General features: G+C 74.3%; 12 protein-coding genes. 9 read left to right on the top strand and 3 right to left on the bottom strand.

The annotated features are described in order from the left end of the window. Positions 1-270 precede the first annotated feature (270 nt). Both GA0070623_RS06655 and GA0070623_RS06650 read left to right on the top strand, forming a co-directional pair. Positions 271-936, top strand: coding sequence for a sigma-70 family RNA polymerase sigma factor (locus GA0070623_RS06655; protein WP_231932699.1), 666 nt, complete (start codon positions 271-273; stop codon positions 934-936). A 78-nt stretch (positions 937-1,014) separates the two neighbouring features. Beyond that, positions 1,015-1,995 (top strand): hypothetical protein, encoded by a 981-nt coding sequence (locus tag GA0070623_RS06650; protein ID WP_067315166.1) that lies wholly within the window; start codon positions 1,015-1,017, stop codon positions 1,993-1,995. A gap of 120 nt (positions 1,996-2,115) precedes the next feature. On the opposite strand, the gene GA0070623_RS06645 is transcribed toward GA0070623_RS06650, so the two are convergent. The 3 genes from GA0070623_RS06645 to GA0070623_RS06635 all read right to left on the bottom strand — a co-directional run bounded on the left by GA0070623_RS06645 (position 2,116) and on the right by GA0070623_RS06635 (position 7,182). Then, entirely contained in the window at positions 2,116-3,834 is a 1,719-nt protein-coding gene (locus tag GA0070623_RS06645; RefSeq protein WP_084261626.1) for a ricin-type beta-trefoil lectin domain protein, read from the bottom strand. Positions 3,835-4,010: 176 nt separating this feature from the next. Then, entirely contained in the window at positions 4,011-5,627 is a 1,617-nt protein-coding gene (locus GA0070623_RS06640; RefSeq protein ID WP_089003947.1) for a class I adenylate-forming enzyme family protein, read from the bottom strand. Further along, positions 5,617-7,182: an NAD(P)-binding domain-containing protein gene (locus GA0070623_RS06635; RefSeq protein WP_067312132.1), complete on the bottom strand. Its 1,566-nt coding sequence runs from the start codon at positions 7,180-7,182 to the stop codon at positions 5,617-5,619. The genes GA0070623_RS06640 and GA0070623_RS06635 overlap by 11 nt, the downstream gene beginning before the upstream one ends. Positions 7,183-7,245: 63 nt before the next feature. Between GA0070623_RS06635 and GA0070623_RS06630 the strand changes: the two genes are divergently transcribed. The 7 genes from GA0070623_RS06630 to GA0070623_RS06600 are packed head-to-tail and all read left to right on the top strand — an operon-like array spanning position 7,246 to position 15,979. Next, on the top strand, positions 7,246-8,763 hold the full coding sequence (locus GA0070623_RS06630) for an HAL/PAL/TAL family ammonia-lyase (RefSeq protein WP_067312170.1): 1,518 nt from the start codon (positions 7,246-7,248) through the stop codon (positions 8,761-8,763). Then, complete coding sequence (locus GA0070623_RS06625) at positions 8,753-10,315, top strand: NAD(P)-binding domain-containing protein (protein WP_089004280.1); 1,563 nt, start codon at positions 8,753-8,755, stop codon at positions 10,313-10,315. The genes GA0070623_RS06630 and GA0070623_RS06625 overlap by 11 nt, the downstream gene beginning before the upstream one ends. Beyond that, the gene (locus tag GA0070623_RS06620; protein WP_231932698.1) at positions 10,302-11,378 is read left to right on the top strand and encodes an alpha-hydroxy acid oxidase; all 1,077 of its coding nucleotides are present in this window, start codon (positions 10,302-10,304) and stop codon (positions 11,376-11,378) included. The genes GA0070623_RS06625 and GA0070623_RS06620 overlap by 14 nt, the downstream gene beginning before the upstream one ends. Beyond that, positions 11,375-12,715: a cytochrome P450 gene (locus GA0070623_RS06615; protein ID WP_231932697.1), complete on the top strand. Its 1,341-nt coding sequence runs from the start codon at positions 11,375-11,377 to the stop codon at positions 12,713-12,715. Before GA0070623_RS06620 ends, GA0070623_RS06615 begins: the two co-directional genes overlap by 4 nt. Then, the gene (locus GA0070623_RS06610) at positions 12,712-13,977 is read left to right on the top strand and encodes a cation:proton antiporter (RefSeq protein WP_067312139.1); all 1,266 of its coding nucleotides are present in this window, start codon (positions 12,712-12,714) and stop codon (positions 13,975-13,977) included. The genes GA0070623_RS06615 and GA0070623_RS06610 overlap by 4 nt, the downstream gene beginning before the upstream one ends. A 50-nt stretch (positions 13,978-14,027) precedes the next feature. Then, positions 14,028-14,699 (top strand): response regulator transcription factor, encoded by a 672-nt coding sequence (locus GA0070623_RS06605; protein WP_067312142.1) that lies wholly within the window; start codon positions 14,028-14,030, stop codon positions 14,697-14,699. Beyond that, complete coding sequence (locus tag GA0070623_RS06600; RefSeq protein WP_067312145.1) at positions 14,699-15,979, top strand: sensor histidine kinase; 1,281 nt, start codon at positions 14,699-14,701, stop codon at positions 15,977-15,979. The genes GA0070623_RS06605 and GA0070623_RS06600 overlap by 1 nt, the downstream gene beginning before the upstream one ends. Positions 15,980-16,035: the final 56 nt, after the last annotated feature.

The following is a 16,035-nucleotide window of genomic DNA, read 5'->3' as shown; positions in this document are numbered from 1 at the left end:
CCGGCTGCGACGGCCCGGCCGGCCGGGGCGGTGGGGGTGGTGACCGCCGGGACGCCGGCCGGCCGGGTGGTCCGTCGGTACCGGACCCGGTGCGCCCCGGCCGGTACGGGGCCCGCCGCGTCCGGCCCATGCCGACGGATGCCGGGCGACATCAGCGACGGACCGTCCGACGGCGACCCGTATGCTCTCCTGGATCGACGTGGAACCGGCGGTGGGAGCGCGCCTGCGCAGCCGGTCAAGCGGACGGTGAGCGTGCTGGGGAGGCACCGGGTGGCAGCTCTTTCTCGCGTGCCGGATGCGGACGCGCCGGGCGGGGCCGGCATCGGGGTGGCGGCGAGTGGCACCGCCGGGGTGTCCGGTGCCGCTGAAGTGTCCGGTGTCGCTGGAGTGTCCGATGCCGACGCCGGAGGCCCGCCACCCGCCGCCGACCTGGCTCCCGACGCGCGACTACGGGCGCTGCACGACGCGCACGCCGAACCGCTGTTCCGGTTCCTGCTCCGGCTGGCGGTCGGCGAGCGGCAGCTCGCCGAGGATCTGCTCCAGGAGACGATGATGCGTGCCTGGCGCAGTATCGACAGCCTCGCCACCGACCCGGAGACCCAGCGACGGTGGCTGTTCACCGTGGCCCGTCGGGTCGCCATCGACATGGCGCGGGCCCGGCAGGCCCGGCCGACGGAGGTCGGATCGCTGGATCTCAGCCGGATGCCGGCCACCGCGGACGAGGCGGAACGGGTGGTGACCGCGCAGACCGTCCGGGAGGCCCTGCCCAAGATCAGCGCCGAGCACCGTCGGGTGGTGGAGGCGGTCTACTTCCGCGGCCTGTCCACCGCCGAGATCGCGGCGGCCTTCGGTATCGCCGAGGGCACGGTCAAGTCCCGGGCACACTACGCGCTGCGTGCGCTGCGCGCCGTCATCGGCGAGGTGGACGGTGTGTGAGGCGTCCGCCACGGTGGCGATGGCATACGATTGCGGCGGCGGACCGCGTACCGCCTCCCCGAGCAGAGCTGACAGGCCATGACCGACCTCCGAAGCGACAGCGACGCCCCGGGTCCGGTGGCCCACCCGCAGCTCCAGTGGTGTGCTCCGTACCTGTGGGGTGACCTCGACCCGCAGGACGAGTGGGACTTCGAGCGTCACCTCGGCACCTGCGCGGTCTGCCTGGACGAGTGTGACCGGCTGGGTCCGCTGGTGGGCGCGTTCTCCGGGTTCACCACCGGCGAGGTGGCCGACCTGCTCGCCGACGCCGACACCCCCGACCCGACGCCGCCTCCGCCTCCGCCTTCGGCCCCGGCCCTGACGCCGCCGCCGACTCCGACGTCGGAAAGCGTCGCCGCCCCGACTCCTCCGGCGTCGGAGAGCGTCGCCGCCCCGACCCAGACCCCGACGTCGGGAGTCGCCGACCCGAGCCCGGAGGCCGTCGAGCCGGCCACGACCGTCGGTGCCGGCGGCACGCCGCCGCGTCCGGCCCCGCCGGACCGGCGTCCTCCGGGGGATCCCGGACCGGCGGGGCGGGGGCCGGGCGGTCGCGGCTCCGACCGGTCGCGGCGGGGCCGGCGGCGGTGGTTGGTCGCCGGCACGCTGGCCGTGGTCGCGGCGGTGTCCCTGGGCGTGACGATCGGCCAGTGGCAGCAGGGCGGCCCGCCCGACGCCCGGAGCACCGTCAACCCGGTCAACGCGGGGGTGACGGTGGAGGGCGCCGGTGTCACCGCGCGGCTCTCCGTCACCGTCGTGGCCCGGCCCGATGGGTCCGGCCCGGTCTCCGGGGTGCGGGCCACCGTGGTCGGCCTGACGGCCGGGGTCGATTACCGCCTCTATGCGGTCGCCGCCGACACCCGCACCTACCAGGTGGCACAGTGGACGGCGACCGCCGGGCCGCAGGAGGTCACCGGTGAGATCCCGGTCGCGCTGGAGACCCTGGCGTTCTTCGCGGTCGCGGAGGCCGACGGAACGGCGGTGGTGTCGGCCCGGATCGGCCGTCCCACCGGCCCACGGTAGGCCGCCCGGCCCGGTGGGCCGGGTGGCGGTCGAGGCTGGTCGGCCTGGACGGGCCGGGGTGGTGGTCGGCCGGACGAGCCGGGTGCCGGTCGCGGCCGATCGGCCGTCCCGGCGGCCCCGCTACGCCTTCACCTTCGTCCACTTCTGGTTGGCCTCGCCGGTGCACGTCCACAGTTGCAGGCCGGTGCCGCTGGCGGTGGACCAGTCCCGGATGTCGACGCACTTGCCGATGGCCGAGTTGACCAGGTCCCCGGAACCGTTGATCCAGAACCGCTGCGCCCAACCGCCGTTGCAGGTCGCCAGCTGGATCCGGGTGCCGTCGGCGGAGGAGGCGTCGGCCAGGTCCATGCAGAGCGAACCCATCCGGACGGTCTCGCCGCCGAGGGTCCACTTCTGCCGGACCGAGCTGCTGCACCCCGAGATCACCAGCTGCTGGCCGTCGACGGCGGCGGGGGCGTGCACGCAGGTGCCGCCGTATCCCCGGATCCGGTAGCCGGTCGCTGCCGCCGGCGGCGGCGTGGTGGACGGGCGGGCGGCGGCCGGCGTGGACGGAGCGGCCGCCGGGGCGGGCCTGGTCGGGCCGGCGGCGCTCGGGTGGGGCGAGCCGACGCCTGCGGCGGTGCCGGCGGCGGTGGGCAGTGCCAGCACCGGTCCCCGGGTGCCGGCGGGCAGCGGGGGGCGGGACGACGGACGACCGCCGAGCCGGGGGTCCTGGGCGTAGAAGGCGGCGTAGGCCAGCACCCGGCCGGCGTTCTCGTCCACCATGCCCAGGTCCGGGCCGCCACCGGCCTGGATCCCCGGACCCCACTGGAAGGCGGCCAGGGCGAGCGGGTACGGATCGGCGGTGAGTCCACCCAGGTCGGTGGTGAGGGCGCACATCGTCCGGCCGAGGGTGGCGATCGCGGTGGCGGCGTCCCACGGCGACTGCCCGGCGGTCGCGTAGCGGCTCCACACGGTGGGCAGGAACTGGGCGATGCCCTGCGCACCGTTGGCGCCGAGCAGGTGCGGGTTGAACGCCGATGCCGCCATGAGTTGGCCGGCGATCTTGGCCGGGGTGACCGCCGGGCAGGTCCGGCCGGCGGCGAGGATCGCCGTCAGGTACTCGTCGGGAATGGGGCGGGGTGCGCTGCCGGCGGTCGGTGCGGGCGGGGCGGGGGTGGGTGTCCGGCCCGCCGTGTCGAAGTCGGGCTGCCGGGAGTACCACTCGGCGTAGCCGACGACGGTCCGCACGTATCCGGACGCCGCGTCGGGGACGCCCCGGTCGGCCTGGACGGCGGGCATCCCGGAGTGGTGGGCCGCGAGCGCCAGTTCCCAGGTGTCGCCGTCGATCTCGCCGCGCGCGACCTGCCCGACGAGGTCGCACATGTGGTGGGCGAGCGCGACGATGTTCGCCGCGACGTCCAGCCGGGGCGCGTCGGGCCAGGGCAGCCACCGCTTCCACAGCTCGTCGGTCAGGCCGGCCACCCCGGATCCACCCCGGTCGGTGCGCGCGTCGGCCTCGAATCCCGAGGCGGCCATGAGCTGACCGGCCAGGCGCGGCGCGGTGAGCGTCGGGCAGGAGAGCGCGGCCTGAGCGATCAGCGGCACCTGGTCGGCGGGGACCGCCCGACCCTCCACGGTCTCGGCGGTGGCGGTGCCGAATCCGGTGGTGGCGGCGAAGCCGGCCAGGCCGGCGAGCGCCAGCGCCAGCACCCCGGCGACGATCCGCGCGACGATCGGCGGACCGGGCAGCCGGGACAGCCGTCGCCGTGCCGCGCCGGACAGTGGTGACAGCCGTCGCCGTACCGCGCCGACGAGTCGCTCCAGCCGCTGGCGGTGGGACGTGGTGGTCAGTGGCACCGGTGCGCTCCTCGGCAGGCTGTGGCTTCGACCTCTCAACGCACCGAGCCAGCCGAAGGTTCAGTCGGATCGATGCAGAGTTTGCCGGTGGCGACCGGTCGCGGCAAGTGCCCTGGCAGCGGCGTTGGCAGGCTGGTGGGAGCAGCGCCGTGCGCCCCCGCGTACTGTCCGACGACTCAGGATTGGCCAGGTGCCCCCAGGGCGCGCTTGTCCGGTTTGCCACTCGGCCCGACCGGAACCCGGGCGATCGTCTCCACGGTCTTCGGGGCCGCCGCCGGTCCCAGGGCCGCCACCACCCGGGCGCGCAGCCGTTCCGCGTCCGGCTCGTGACCGGCGGCCGGCACCACGTACGCGTGCACCGCCTCGCCGGTGACGTCGTCCGGGCGGCTGACGACGTACGCCTCGGCGACCGAGGGGTCGACGGCGAGGACCCGTTCGATCGGGCCGGCGTACACCAGGTTGGCGTTGACGATGATCACGTCCCGGACCCGGCCGAACAGGTGCAGGTAGCCGTCGGCGTCCAGCCGGGCCAGGTCGCGGGTGCGTACCCAGCCGTCGGTGAACACGTCGGCCGTCTCGACCGGATCGGCCCAGTAGGCGGTCGCCTGCGCCGGGGTCCGTACGTAGAGTTCGCCCTCGGCGGCGGGTCGGCCGTCGGCGTCGCGGATCGACAGGTCGACCACGGCCGGCGCCCGGCCGACCGAGGCGAGGGTGGCCGGGCGGGCCAGCAGCTCGGCCGGGGTCACCATCGCGATCATGCCGGTCTCGGTCTGGCCGTAGCCGTGGAACACCACCGGGCCGAGCACGTCGAGCGCCTCGGCGAGCCGGGAGACGGTCAGCGGGGAGCCGGAGACGACGAGGGCGCGCAGGCTGCTCAGGTCGACCGGATGGGCGCGCTGGTCGCGGACGAGCTGGTGCAGCTTGCCGACGGTGATCACGCTCGCGGTCGCCCGGTGCCGGGTGATCATGCCGGGGAAGCCCGGCGGGCGGGCGGCGACCAGGGTGCCGCCCGCGGCGAGGGTGAGGATGCCGTACTCCAGCATCACCTGGCTGCTCAGTGAGCCGAAGACCAGGTAGCGCCCCAGCCGGGGGGCGAGGGCGGCGATGGCCGGCGGCCACCGGTCCGGGTACGCCGCCCAGGCCGCGCTCATCGCCGCGTACGTCTGGGCGCAGCCCTTGGGGTTGCCGGTGCTGCCGCTGGTCCAGGTGATCCGGGCGATGTCGGTGGGCCGGCCGGCGGCGACCAGCGGGGTGCCGTCGTCGGGGGTGTCCACCAGCGCGGCGAGCCGGGCGTCGTCGACGAGCAACGCGTCGTCGCTGCCGAGCAGCCGCTCCAGGGGCGTCGGGGGCAGCTCGGGCCGGAGCCCGGACACCCGGGCGCCCACCGCGAACGCCGCGATGACGGCGGCGAACGCCTCCGGGGTGACGCCGAGCCGCAGCGCCACCCCGGTGCCCGGTCCGACGCCGGCGGCGCGCAGCCCGGACGCGATCCGCCGCACCAGGGCCCACATCCCGGTCGCGTCGACGATCCGGTCGCCGTCCTCGAACACCGGCCGGTCGCCGCCGGTGGCGAGCAGCCGCAGCACGGGCTGCGGCCAGACCTCACCACCGGCGGCGGCCCCGCCGGACGGCTCGCCGGCCGCCGCGCCGGACCCGGCCCGGCCGTCCCCCGCCGACTTCGGGACGGCCGGGCCGGGCAGCCCCGGTGCCCGTCGGGCCGGGCCGGCGCCGGCCGGCGGACGCCCGCCGACCGGCACCGGTGGACGCGCGGCCGGGCCGTGCTCAGCCGGCATCGGACGGCACGTCCCCGGCCTCGGCCAGCACGCCCTTGAGGAACAGCGCGAGGGGCTGCTGGTGCACCCCGGGGATGTTCCAGTCGTTCTCCAGGTTCTCGGCGAGGTGGTGCGTGGCGACGACCCGGCCGCCCCGGTGCACCCGGACGACGGGGTGCAGGTAGCTGGCGTCGTGGGCGTGAGCGGCGTCGTTCTCGGCGATCCGGGGAACGGTGATGTCGAACGGGTCGACCTGGTCGTGGTCCGGGCCGTACTCCAAAGTGGTCACCAGCGCGAACGGTTCGGGGCCGAGGCCGCCGTCGTGCAGGTAGGCGACCGGGACCTCCTCGTGGTAGCGCGCGGTGCCCCCGGAGACGACGACGACGTCGCCGAGGACGCCGAACTGCTGCCACAGCGCCGAGGTCCGGTTGATCCGGGCGATGATCGCCTCGGTGATCGCCTCGGGGGTGGCGTCCAGGGTGGTGGACGGCCACGGTGTGCCGTGGTGCCGGGCGGCCAGGATCCGGTGCAGGGCGCGGACGCCGTACCGGAAGCCGTGGATGAAGCCGTTGGTGGAGCGCTTGAAGTCGCGCTGCTGGGTGAGGGTGCCGGCGAAGTACAGGCCGGGCACGTTCACCGACTCGAAGCTGGAGGTCTGCTCGGGGAACCGGTCGTTGATGACCAGGTCGGGCCGGGCCGACGGGTCGAAGATGCCGGCGTCGAAGCGGAAGCCGGTGCAGAGGATCACCCGGTCGTAGTCGATCTGCCGGATCGACTCCCGGGTCCGGGCGTACCGGAAGTCGATCCGGTAGCCGCCGTCGTCGCGGCGGGCGATCCGCTCGACGGTGCCGTCGAGGACCGCGTTCTGCGACTTGAGCTGGTAGGTGTCGAGGAAGTTGTTGTTGACCGCGCGCAGGTGCCCGACGTAGTGGGTCTGCCAGGCCAGCCGGATCGAGTGCGGTCCGGCGACGTGGATGACGGCGGCGGTCCCGACCAGGGCGTCGGCGGTCTCGAAGGCCGAGTTGCCCTTGCCGATGATCAGGACCCGCTGGTTGGTGAAGTCGTCCGGGTCGACGCTGACCGTGTCGTAGCGTTCGGCGAGGTCGACGCCCTCGATCGGCGGGACGTAGAGCTGGGAGACGCCGGTGGCGACGACGACCCGGCGGGCGGTCAGCGTGTCGTCGCCGGTCTCGACGCGGAACAGGTCGCCGTCGCGGGCGATCCGGGTGACCCGGGTGTCGTACCGGACCCGCCGGCCCTCGGCGAAGGCGGCGAGGTAGCGCACCATGTCGTCGGCGTCGGGGAAGTAGCGTCGGCTGAAGTTGCCGAACAGCAACGCCGGATCGTCGGTGAGCAGCGAGTTCCAGTCGGAGCGCAGGTTGAACTCCGGATCGTCGGAACCGGTCCAGATCTTGTTGATCGAGATCAACTGGCGGTGTCGCGGGTAGCGGCTGAAGAACGTGCCCGGTGCCGATCCGGCCTCCAGCACCAGATGCTCGCGGCCGTCGCGCTCCAGCAGGGCGGCGAGCTGGAGCCCGGCCGGCCCGGCTCCGATGATCAGGTAGTCGAGCGTCATGCGGCGCACCGTATCGGCCCGATTTCAGAGCGTTCTGAGATTTCGTCTCTAGGGTCCGGTCGCATGACGACAGAGGTAGATCTCGCGGCCCCGCTGCGGATCGCCGACCTGAGCGCCGCCCGCGACCCGGTCCGGGTCGTGGTCGGGCCGCAGGTCCGCGACCGGGTCACGCACACCCGTGTCTTCCTGTCCGAGGTGCTCGGTGAGGACCGCGCGGTGTACGGCAGCACCACCGGCTTCGGCGCCCTCGTCGGGTACGCCGGCCGCGCCGACCTGCGCGACCAGGCCGACAACACCCTCGCCCACCTCGGCGCGGGCCACGGCCCGGACCTCGCCCCCGAGATCGTGCGCGCGACCGTGCTGGTGCGGGCCTGGTCGCTGGCCCAGGGCGCGTCGGGGGTGTCCCCGCACGTCGTCGACGCGCTGGCGGCGATGCTCGGCACCACCTTCGTGCCGGCGGTGCCGAGGTGGGGCTCGGTCGGCGCGAGTGGCGACCTGATCCCACTGGGCGCGGCGGCCCAGGCGCTGCGCGGTCGCGGTCACGCCTACCTCGACGGGGTACGCCTGCCGGCGGCCGAGGCGTTGGCGCGGGCGGGCCTGGAGCCGCTGCCGCTGGACGGCCGGGACGCCCTGGCCCTGGTCAACGGCACCTCCCTGACCACCGCGGCGACGGCGCTGGCGTTGTCCGCCGTCCGGGCCGTGCACCGGGCACAGCAGGTGCTCACCTGCCTGCTCGCCGACCTGCTCGGCGCGGACCCGCAGTTCCTCGACGCCCGGCTGCTGCGGGCCTACGGCCACCCGGGCGCGATCGACGTGGGCGCGGGTATGCGGCGGGTCAGCGACGGGCTCGTGCCGTCCGGCAAGCGCCCCCTGCAGGAGCCGTACAGCATCCGGTGCGCCCCGCAGCTGCTCGGCGCGGCCGAGGACGCGTTGCGCCACGTCGACGCCGTGGTCGCCGCCGACCTGGGCAGCGTCAGCGACAACCCGCTGTTCTTCCCCGACGAGGATCTGGTGGTGCACGGCGGCAACTTCTTCGGGCAGCCGGCCGCGTTCGCCGCCGACCTGCTGTCGATGGTGGTGGCCCAGCTGGGCAACCTCGCCGAACGGCAGCTCGACCTGCTGGTCGACCCGCACCGCAACGGTGGCCTGCCGCCGATGCTGGCCGCCGGCCCGGGGCAGCAGCACGGGCTCCAGGGGGTGCAGCTGGCCTCGACCGCGCTGATCGCCGAGATCCGCCGGGACGCCATGCCGGCGAGCATGCAGAGCCTGCCGACCAACCTGCACAACCAGGACGTCATCCCGCTCGGCACCCAGGCCGCCCTGCGGGTCTTCGACCAGGCCGGACTGCTCCGGCTGATCGTCGGCTCGCTGGCGCTGGGGCTGCGGCAGGCCGCGCACGTCGGGGCGCGGACGCCGACCGCGCCGGGCTGCGGCGAGGCGCTGGCGGCGCTGGCCGCGGCGATCCCGCCGGTCGACCCGGACCGCCCGTTGGACAGCGACGTCCGGCGGGCCGCCGACGTCGTGGACGAACTCGGACTCCCGCTGACCTCTCTCACCCTGGATGGCCGTCGTGACGCTTGACTACCTGATCATCGGGGCCGGACCCGCCGGCCTGCAACTGGCCGCGCTGCTCGAGGCCGACGGCCGGCGCGACTACCTGGTGCTGGAGGGTGCGGACATCCCCGGCGCGTTCTTCGCCACCTACCCCCGGCACCGGCAGCTCATCTCCATCAACAAGCCGCACACCGGCTCCGACGACCCGGAGCTGAACCTGCGGCTGGACTGGAACTCGCTGCTCACCGACGACCCGGCGCTGCGGTTCACCACGTACACCGAACGGTACTTCCCGGACGCCGACGTGATGGTGCGCTACCTGGCCGACTTCGCCGCCAAGACCGGGGTGAAGGTGCGCTACGGCGCGCGGGTGACCTCGGTGTCCAAGGTGGACGGCACCTTCGAGGTGCACGCGGGGGAGACCTTCCGGGCCCGCCGGGTGGTGGTCGCCACCGGGGTGTCCCGGCCGTACCTGCCGGACATCCCGGGGCTGGAGCTGGCCGAGCAGTACGCGGACATGCCCGTCGACCCGCGCGACTACCTCGACCAGAAGGTGCTGATCATCGGCAAGGGCAACTCCGCGTTCGAGACCGCGGACAGCCTGATGGAGACCACCACGCTGATCCACCTGGCCGGGCCGAGTTCGGTGCGGATGGCCTGGCGGACCCACTACGTCGGGCACCTGCGCGCGGTCAACAACAACTTCCTGGACACCTACCAGCTCAAGTCGGCGAACGCGATCCTGGACGGCACCGTCCGGCGGATCACCCGCGACGCCGACGGTTACACGGTGACCTTCGCGTTCTCCCGCGCCGACGAGGTGGTCAAGGAGCTGCGCTACGACCGGGTGCTGGTCTGCACCGGGTTCGCCTTCGACGCGTCGATCTTCGACGACTCCTGCCGGCCTGAGCTGGCGATCCGGGACCGGTTCCCGGCGCAGACCGCCGAGTGGGAGTCGGTGAACGTGCCCGACCTGTTCTTCGCCGGCACCATCACCCAGGAACGGGACTTCAAGCGTTCGACAAACGGTTTCATCCACGGCTTCCGCTACGCGGTACGGACCCTGCACCGGATTCTCGAACGCCGGTACGGGGACACGCCGTGGCCGGCGGAGAAGCTGGACGCCACCGGGGCGGCGATCACCGACGCGATCATCGCCCGGGTCAACCGCACCTCGGCGCTGTGGCAGCAGTTCGACGTCCTCGCCGACGTGGTCACCGTCGCCGGCACCGAGGCGCGCTACCACGAGGAGGTGCCGGTGGCGTACTTCGCCGGAACCGGCCTGCGCACCGCCGACCACGACTACTCCGACGCCTTCGTGGTCACCCTGGAGTACGGCCCGGAGCACGACCAGGTGGACCCGTTCGACGTCACGGTCCGCCGGGTGGCCCAGGACGTCGTCGGTCAGGCGCACGACGCGGCGTACCTGCACCCGGTGGTCCGCCACCACCGGGCCGGGCAGGTCGTCGCGACCCATCACCTGGCGGAGAACCTGGAGAACCGCTGGGACCGGCCGGAGGTGCACGTGACGCCGTTGGCCGCGTTCGTCGACCGGTGCCTGCGCAGTGTCGGGGACTGACGTGCTGGCCGCCGACGCGGTCGGGCTGAACCTGGCCGAGGTGGCCGCCGCGGCCCGCCGTCGGCTGGATCCGGTGCACTGGGACTTCTTCGCCGGTGGGGCGGGGAACGAACGGACCCTGCGGGCCAACGAGGCGGCCTTCGCCCGACGCTGGCTGCGGCCCCGGGTGCTGCGCGCGGCCGGTGAGCGCGACCTGCGGCTCTCGCTGTTCGGCAGCCCGGTCAGCATGCCGGTGCTGATCGCGCCGACCGCGTTCCACCGGCTGGCCCACCCCGAGGGTGAGGTGGCCACCGCCCGGGCCGCCGCCGACGCCGGCACGGTCATGGTGGTGAGCATGGCGGCCACCCGGCCGGTGGAGGAGATCGCGGCGGCCGGCGGGCCGCTGTGGTTCCAGCTCTACCCGCACGCGGACCTGGAGTTCACCGCCACCGTGGTCCGGCGGGCGGTGGCCGCCGGCTGCCGGGCGCTGGTCGTCACGGTCGACTCGCCGGTCTTCGGCCGGCGGGAACGCGACCTGCGGCACGGTTTCGTCGACCTGCCACCCGGCCTGGTCTGCGAGAACATGCGGGACGCGGACGGTCGGGTCCGGCCCATCGAGATGAACGCGGGGGTGGGCTGGGAGCTGATCGGGGCGCTGCGCGGGCTCACGTCGCTGCCGATCCTGCTCAAGGGGGTGCTGCATCCGGCCGACGCCCGGCTGGCCGTGGAGCACGGGGTGGACGGTGTGCTGGTCTCCAACCACGGCGGCCGGCAGCTCGACGGGGCGCTGGCCACCCTGGACGCGTTGCCGGGCGTCGTGGCGGCCGTCGACGGGCGGGTGCCGGTGCTGGTCGACGGCGGCCTGCGGCGGGGGACCGACGTGCTGGTGGCGCTGGCCCTCGGCGCGACGGCCGTGCTGCTCGGCCGTCCGGTGCTCTGGGGGCTCGCGGTCGGTGGCGCGGCCGGGGTGCGGCACGTGCTCGACCTGGTGCGCGCTGATCTCGACCGGGCGCTGGCGCTGGTCGGCGTCGCGCGGCCGGGCGACCTCGACGCCGATCTCGTCACCACCGGAGCCCCGGGGTGAGCGCGCCGGTCGTGCTGGGCGTGCTGGTCGCGTTCGGGGTGGTCGGCACCCTGCCGCGCTGGCTGCCGGCGGCGGTGGTGCGGCTGCGGCAGTGGGTCTTCGCCAGGGTCAACGGCGGGGAGGGCATCCCGGTGCCCGGCCCGCTCGTCGACGTCGAACACTTCGAGCGGGTCTACGCGGACCCGGCGGCCGACGGGCGCAGCCGGGGCGCCGGCCTGTCCGACCTGTTCTGGTACTGGCTCTCGCCCGGCCCGCACATGCACCAGGAGCACCTGGAGCCGGGGGAGCGCTACCGGGCGGTGGCGGCGGTGACCCGGCGGGTGCTCGCGGTGCGTCCGCAGCGCGCCGACGCGCTCGCCACCGCGGCCACCCGCCGGGTGCTCGACGAGCTGCCGGCCGGGCGGATCCACCACGTCCGGCTGCGGGACCTGATGATGCCGGTGTGGGCGGAGGTCTTCCACGAACTGATCTTCGACGAGGAGTGTCCGCCGGAGGTCCGGGCGCTGATCGTCGGCAACGCCACCGACGTGGCCGCCGCCCTGAAGTGCACCGGCCTGCGGCACCTGGACCGGCGCTACCCGCTGACCCGCTACCTGCGCGGGCGGGTCGAGGCGGGTACCTGCCCGGTGACCCTGCCGGCGCCGTTCACCGTCGAGGAGACGGCCTGGTACCTGCACGGCGCGTTCGGCACCACCGCCGTGGTACAGATGTCCGAGGCGATGGCGCACGTGCTGCTGTCGCTGGCCACCCGGCCGGATCTGCAGCGCTGCCTCGACGACGACGACGCGGTGGACCGGGTGATCGACGAGACGCTGCGGGTGCATCCGCTCTTCGGCGTCGCCCACCGGATCACCTCCGCGCCGATCGTGCTGCCGACCGGGGTGACCCTGGCCACCGGCTCGGTGCTGCTCTTCAACTACCTGGCGTTCCAGCGCAGCGGACCGGCCGCCGACGACCGGTTCGACCCGGACCGGTGGCGGACGCTCAGACCCCGCGACGCCCACTTCATCCCGTACGGCGTCACCGCGAACCGGGCCTGCCCGGCGCGCGGGGTCGCGCCGGTGATGTTGCGCGCCGCCACCCGCGAGGTGCTGCGCCGGTACGCCCTGGCGTCCTCGGTCGCGCACAGCCGGTCGCTGCCCAGCCGGGGACCGGCGTACCTGACCCCGGCCGGGGTGGCCGGCCCGGGGTGGCTCCGGCTGGCCGCGATGCGGTCCCGGGACCGCTGGGCCGACGTGGGGCGCAGCATCCGGCAACTCGTGCTCGGCGCGTGGATGGTCGTCGACGCCCGACGGCAACGCTTGTGCACCACCTACTTCGAGGAGGCGGTCCGGTGACCCCGACCCAGTTGGCACCGCGGTTCTTCATCGCGGTCGCGGTGATCCTGATCTTCTGCAAGGCGGTGGCCTGGTTGCTGGGCCGGGTGGGGCAGCCCGCCGTGGTCAGCGAGATGCTCGCCGGCGTGCTGCTCGGCCCGTCGCTGCTCGGCCTGGTCCTGCCGGACGTCAAGGACGCCCTGTTCCCGGCCGCCCTGCTCCCGGTGCTCTACGTGGTGGGTCAGGTCGGCCTGGTGCTGTTCATGTTCCAGGCCGGGTACGCGTTCGGGGCGCACCGGGTCACCGGCCTCGCCGGCACCGCGGGACTGGTGTCGCTGGCCGGGGTGACCGCGCCGCTCGCGCTCGGCGTGGTGCTGGTCCTGGTGACGGCGGACGCCGTGCCGATGCGGGCCGACGGGACGTCGCTCGGGGTCTCGGCGGCGTTCGTCGGCGTCGCGCTGGCCATCACCGCCTTTCCGATGCTGGCCCGGATCATCACCGAACGCGGGCACGCCGGCACCCGGCACGGCACCCTGTCGCTGGCCAGCGGCGCGCTCGACGACATGGTCGCCTGGATCATGCTGGCCGTGGTGCTGGCCTTCGCCTCCGGCCGGGCCGGGCCGGCGATCGTCACCGCCGGCGGGGCGGTCCTGTTCGCGCTGGCGCTCTGGTTCGTCGGGCGTCGGGTGACCACCGCGCTGATGACCAGCCCCCGCCTCAACGACAACGCCCGGGTGCTCGGCACGGTGGCGCTGCTCTTCCTGGTCGCCTGGTACACCGACGAGATCGGCCTGTACGCGGTCTTCGGCGCGTTCGCGGTCGGGGTGGTGATGCCGCACACCGCCAACACCGACCGGGTGGTGGACACCCTCACCCCGGTCGCCGCGACGGTCTTCCTGCCGCTGTTCTTCACCTACTCGGGCCTGCGGACGGAGTTCGGGCTGCTGGGCAGCGCGCCGGTGCTGCTGTTCGCGGTGGCCTGCGTGACCGCGGCGATCGTCGGCAAGTTCGGCGCCTGCTGGGCGGCGGCGCGGCTGCGGGGCGAGTCGCAGGGCGTCGCGTTGCGGGTGGGCGCGTTGATGAACGCCCGGGGTCTGATGCAGCTGATCGCGCTGAACGTTGGGCTGGAGGCGGGCATCGTGAACGCGTCGCTGTTCACCGTGCTGGTGGTGGTGGCGCTGGTCACCACCATGATGACGACGCCGCTGCTGAGCTGGATCGAGCGACGGGAGGCCCGCAGGGGCGGGGAGGTCCACCCGCCGTCGCTCGTGGTGGCGAAATGACAAAGAGATAGCTGTCTCTATTTGGGGGTCCTCTGTGCGATCGTGGACACATGCGCGGGGAGAGACCGAACCGGTTGCTGCTGGTCGAGGACGACGACGAACTGGCCGGCCTCCTCACCGAGACACTGGTCTACGAGGGGTTCGTCGTCGACCGGGCCGCGGACGGCCAGCGGGGTCTGCACCTCGGGCTCACCCGTACCTACGACGTGCTGGTCATCGACCGGAAGCTGCCGGCACTGGACGGGCTGGACCTGGTCGCCCGGCTGCGGTCGCGCCGGATCCCGGCCCGGGCGTTGATGCTCACCGCGCTCGGCACGGTCGGCGACCGGATAGCCGGGCTGGACGCGGGCGCCGACGACTACCTGATGAAGCCCTTCGACCTGGACGAGCTGAGCGCCCGGATCCGGGCGTTGTGCCGACGCACCTCCGATTCGGCCAACGTCCTGCGCATCGGCGCGGGCCGGCTCGACCTGACCCCCCGCGACGCGGTGCTGGCCGACGGCACCCGGGTGGCGCTGTCGGCCCGCGAGTTCGAGCTGCTCCGCGTGCTGGCGGCGCAGCCCAGCACCGTGCACTCCCGGGCCGAGCTGCGCCGCAGGGTCTTCGACGAGGCCGCCGCCGCGTCGATAGTGGACACCTACGTCTACTACCTTCGACGCAAGCTCGGCCGCGCGGTGATCCGCACCGTGCACGGCCTGGGCTACCGGCTCGGAGGGCTCTGATGGAGTTGGTGGAGCAGGCGATGGTCCGGCGGGCCCGACTGCGGATCGGCCTGCTGGTCGGCCTGGCGATCGGGGGTCTGCTGCTGACGGCCGGCGGCATCTCCTACGCCGTCCTGGTCCGCAGCCAGGAGGCACAGATCCAACGCGAACTGGCCTGGGGCACCAGCCACGCGACCATCGCCGGCCCGCCCGCCTGCAGCTGGATCTTCCAGTACGACGGGGTACGGGTGGACACCGGCGTCAACCCGCCCCCGCCCGGCTTCCCGCTGTCCGCCGCGCTGCGGACGGTGGCGGACACCGGACACGTCCACCTCGACACGGTGACCCGCAACGGCACGACCTACCACGTGCGTACCGAGGCCCGGGACGGTGGGATCGTCGTCCAGGCGGTGTTCGACGCGCGGTTCCAGCTGTCCGACCGCCGGCACCTGTTGCTCGCGTTCGCCCTCGCCGCCACGGTCGGCCTGCTCGTGGCCGTGCTGACCGGCGCGCTCGTCGGTCGTCGGGCCGTCGCGCCGCTCGCGGAGGCGCTCACCCGTCAGCGTCGGTTCATCGCGGACGCCAGCCACGAGCTGCGTACGCCGATCGCCCAGGTGCACATCCGCGCCCAGGTGATGGCCCGGCGGGCGCGTACCGGCGGGAGCGCCGCCAACCTGGAGGATCTGGACCGGCTGATCGGCGGCACCCGCCGGCTCGGCGAGATCGTCGACGACCTGCTGCTCTCTGCCCAGCTCGCCGCCGCTCCCGCCGACCGGCGGACGGATCCGCCGGTCGACCTCACCGTGCTGGTCGGGGCGGCGGTCGCCGCCGAGACCGAACGCGCCGCGGAACGCCGTATCGCCCTGGCCGTGGACATGCCCACCGAGCCCCTCCCGGTGCCGGGGGTGGAGTCGGCGCTGCGCCGGGTCGCCGGGGAGCTGCTCGCCAACGCGCTCGCCCACACGCCTCCCGGCGGCCGGATCGACGTGTCGTTGCGGGCGGCGGGCGACTACGCCGAGTTCGTGGTCGCCGACACCGGGGACGGGTTCGACCAGGCGGACGCGCGCCGCATCTTCGACCGCTTCCACCGCGGCGCGGGTGCCGGGGAGCACCGCTTCGGGTTGGGCCTGGCCCTGCTCCAGGAGGTCGTCACGAGTCACCGGGGCACCATCGAGGCGCAGGGGCGTCCGCACCAGGGCGCGGTGTTCACCGTGCGGCTGCCCGCGACCCGGCCGTCCCCTCCGGCGGAGCGGGTCTCGGGGATCCGCCGGCTGCGGGCCCGGCAGCTCGTGGGACGGTGAGTCGGGCGACGCGCCGGCAGCGGCGCTGCGGGCGACACCGTCGCGCGCGTACCGTC

Origin of the sequence: Micromonospora rifamycinica, from assembly GCF_900090265.1 — a bacterium.
Taxonomy (GTDB): Bacteria; Actinomycetota; Actinomycetes; order Mycobacteriales; family Micromonosporaceae; genus Micromonospora; species Micromonospora rifamycinica.
Note: the sequence above shows the minus strand (reverse complement) of the source record. Positions and strands in the feature narration are given on the sequence as shown.

Excerpts from the sequence above, each read along its gene's own strand:
- GA0070623_RS06605 (WP_067312142.1), top strand. The coding sequence starts at position 14,028 with ATGCGCGGGGAGAGACCGAACCGGTTGCTGCTGGTCGAGGACGACGAC.
- GA0070623_RS06640 (WP_089003947.1), bottom strand. The coding sequence starts at position 5,627 with ATGCCGGCTGAGCACGGCCCGGCCGCGCGTCCACCGGTGCCGGTCGGC.
- GA0070623_RS06600 (WP_067312145.1), top strand. The coding sequence starts at position 14,699 with ATGGAGTTGGTGGAGCAGGCGATGGTCCGGCGGGCCCGACTGCGGATC.
- GA0070623_RS06635 (WP_067312132.1), bottom strand. The coding sequence starts at position 7,182 with ATGACGCTCGACTACCTGATCATCGGAGCCGGGCCGGCCGGGCTCCAG.
- GA0070623_RS06650 (WP_067315166.1), top strand. The coding sequence starts at position 1,015 with ATGACCGACCTCCGAAGCGACAGCGACGCCCCGGGTCCGGTGGCCCAC.
- GA0070623_RS06630 (WP_067312170.1), top strand. The coding sequence starts at position 7,246 with ATGACGACAGAGGTAGATCTCGCGGCCCCGCTGCGGATCGCCGACCTG.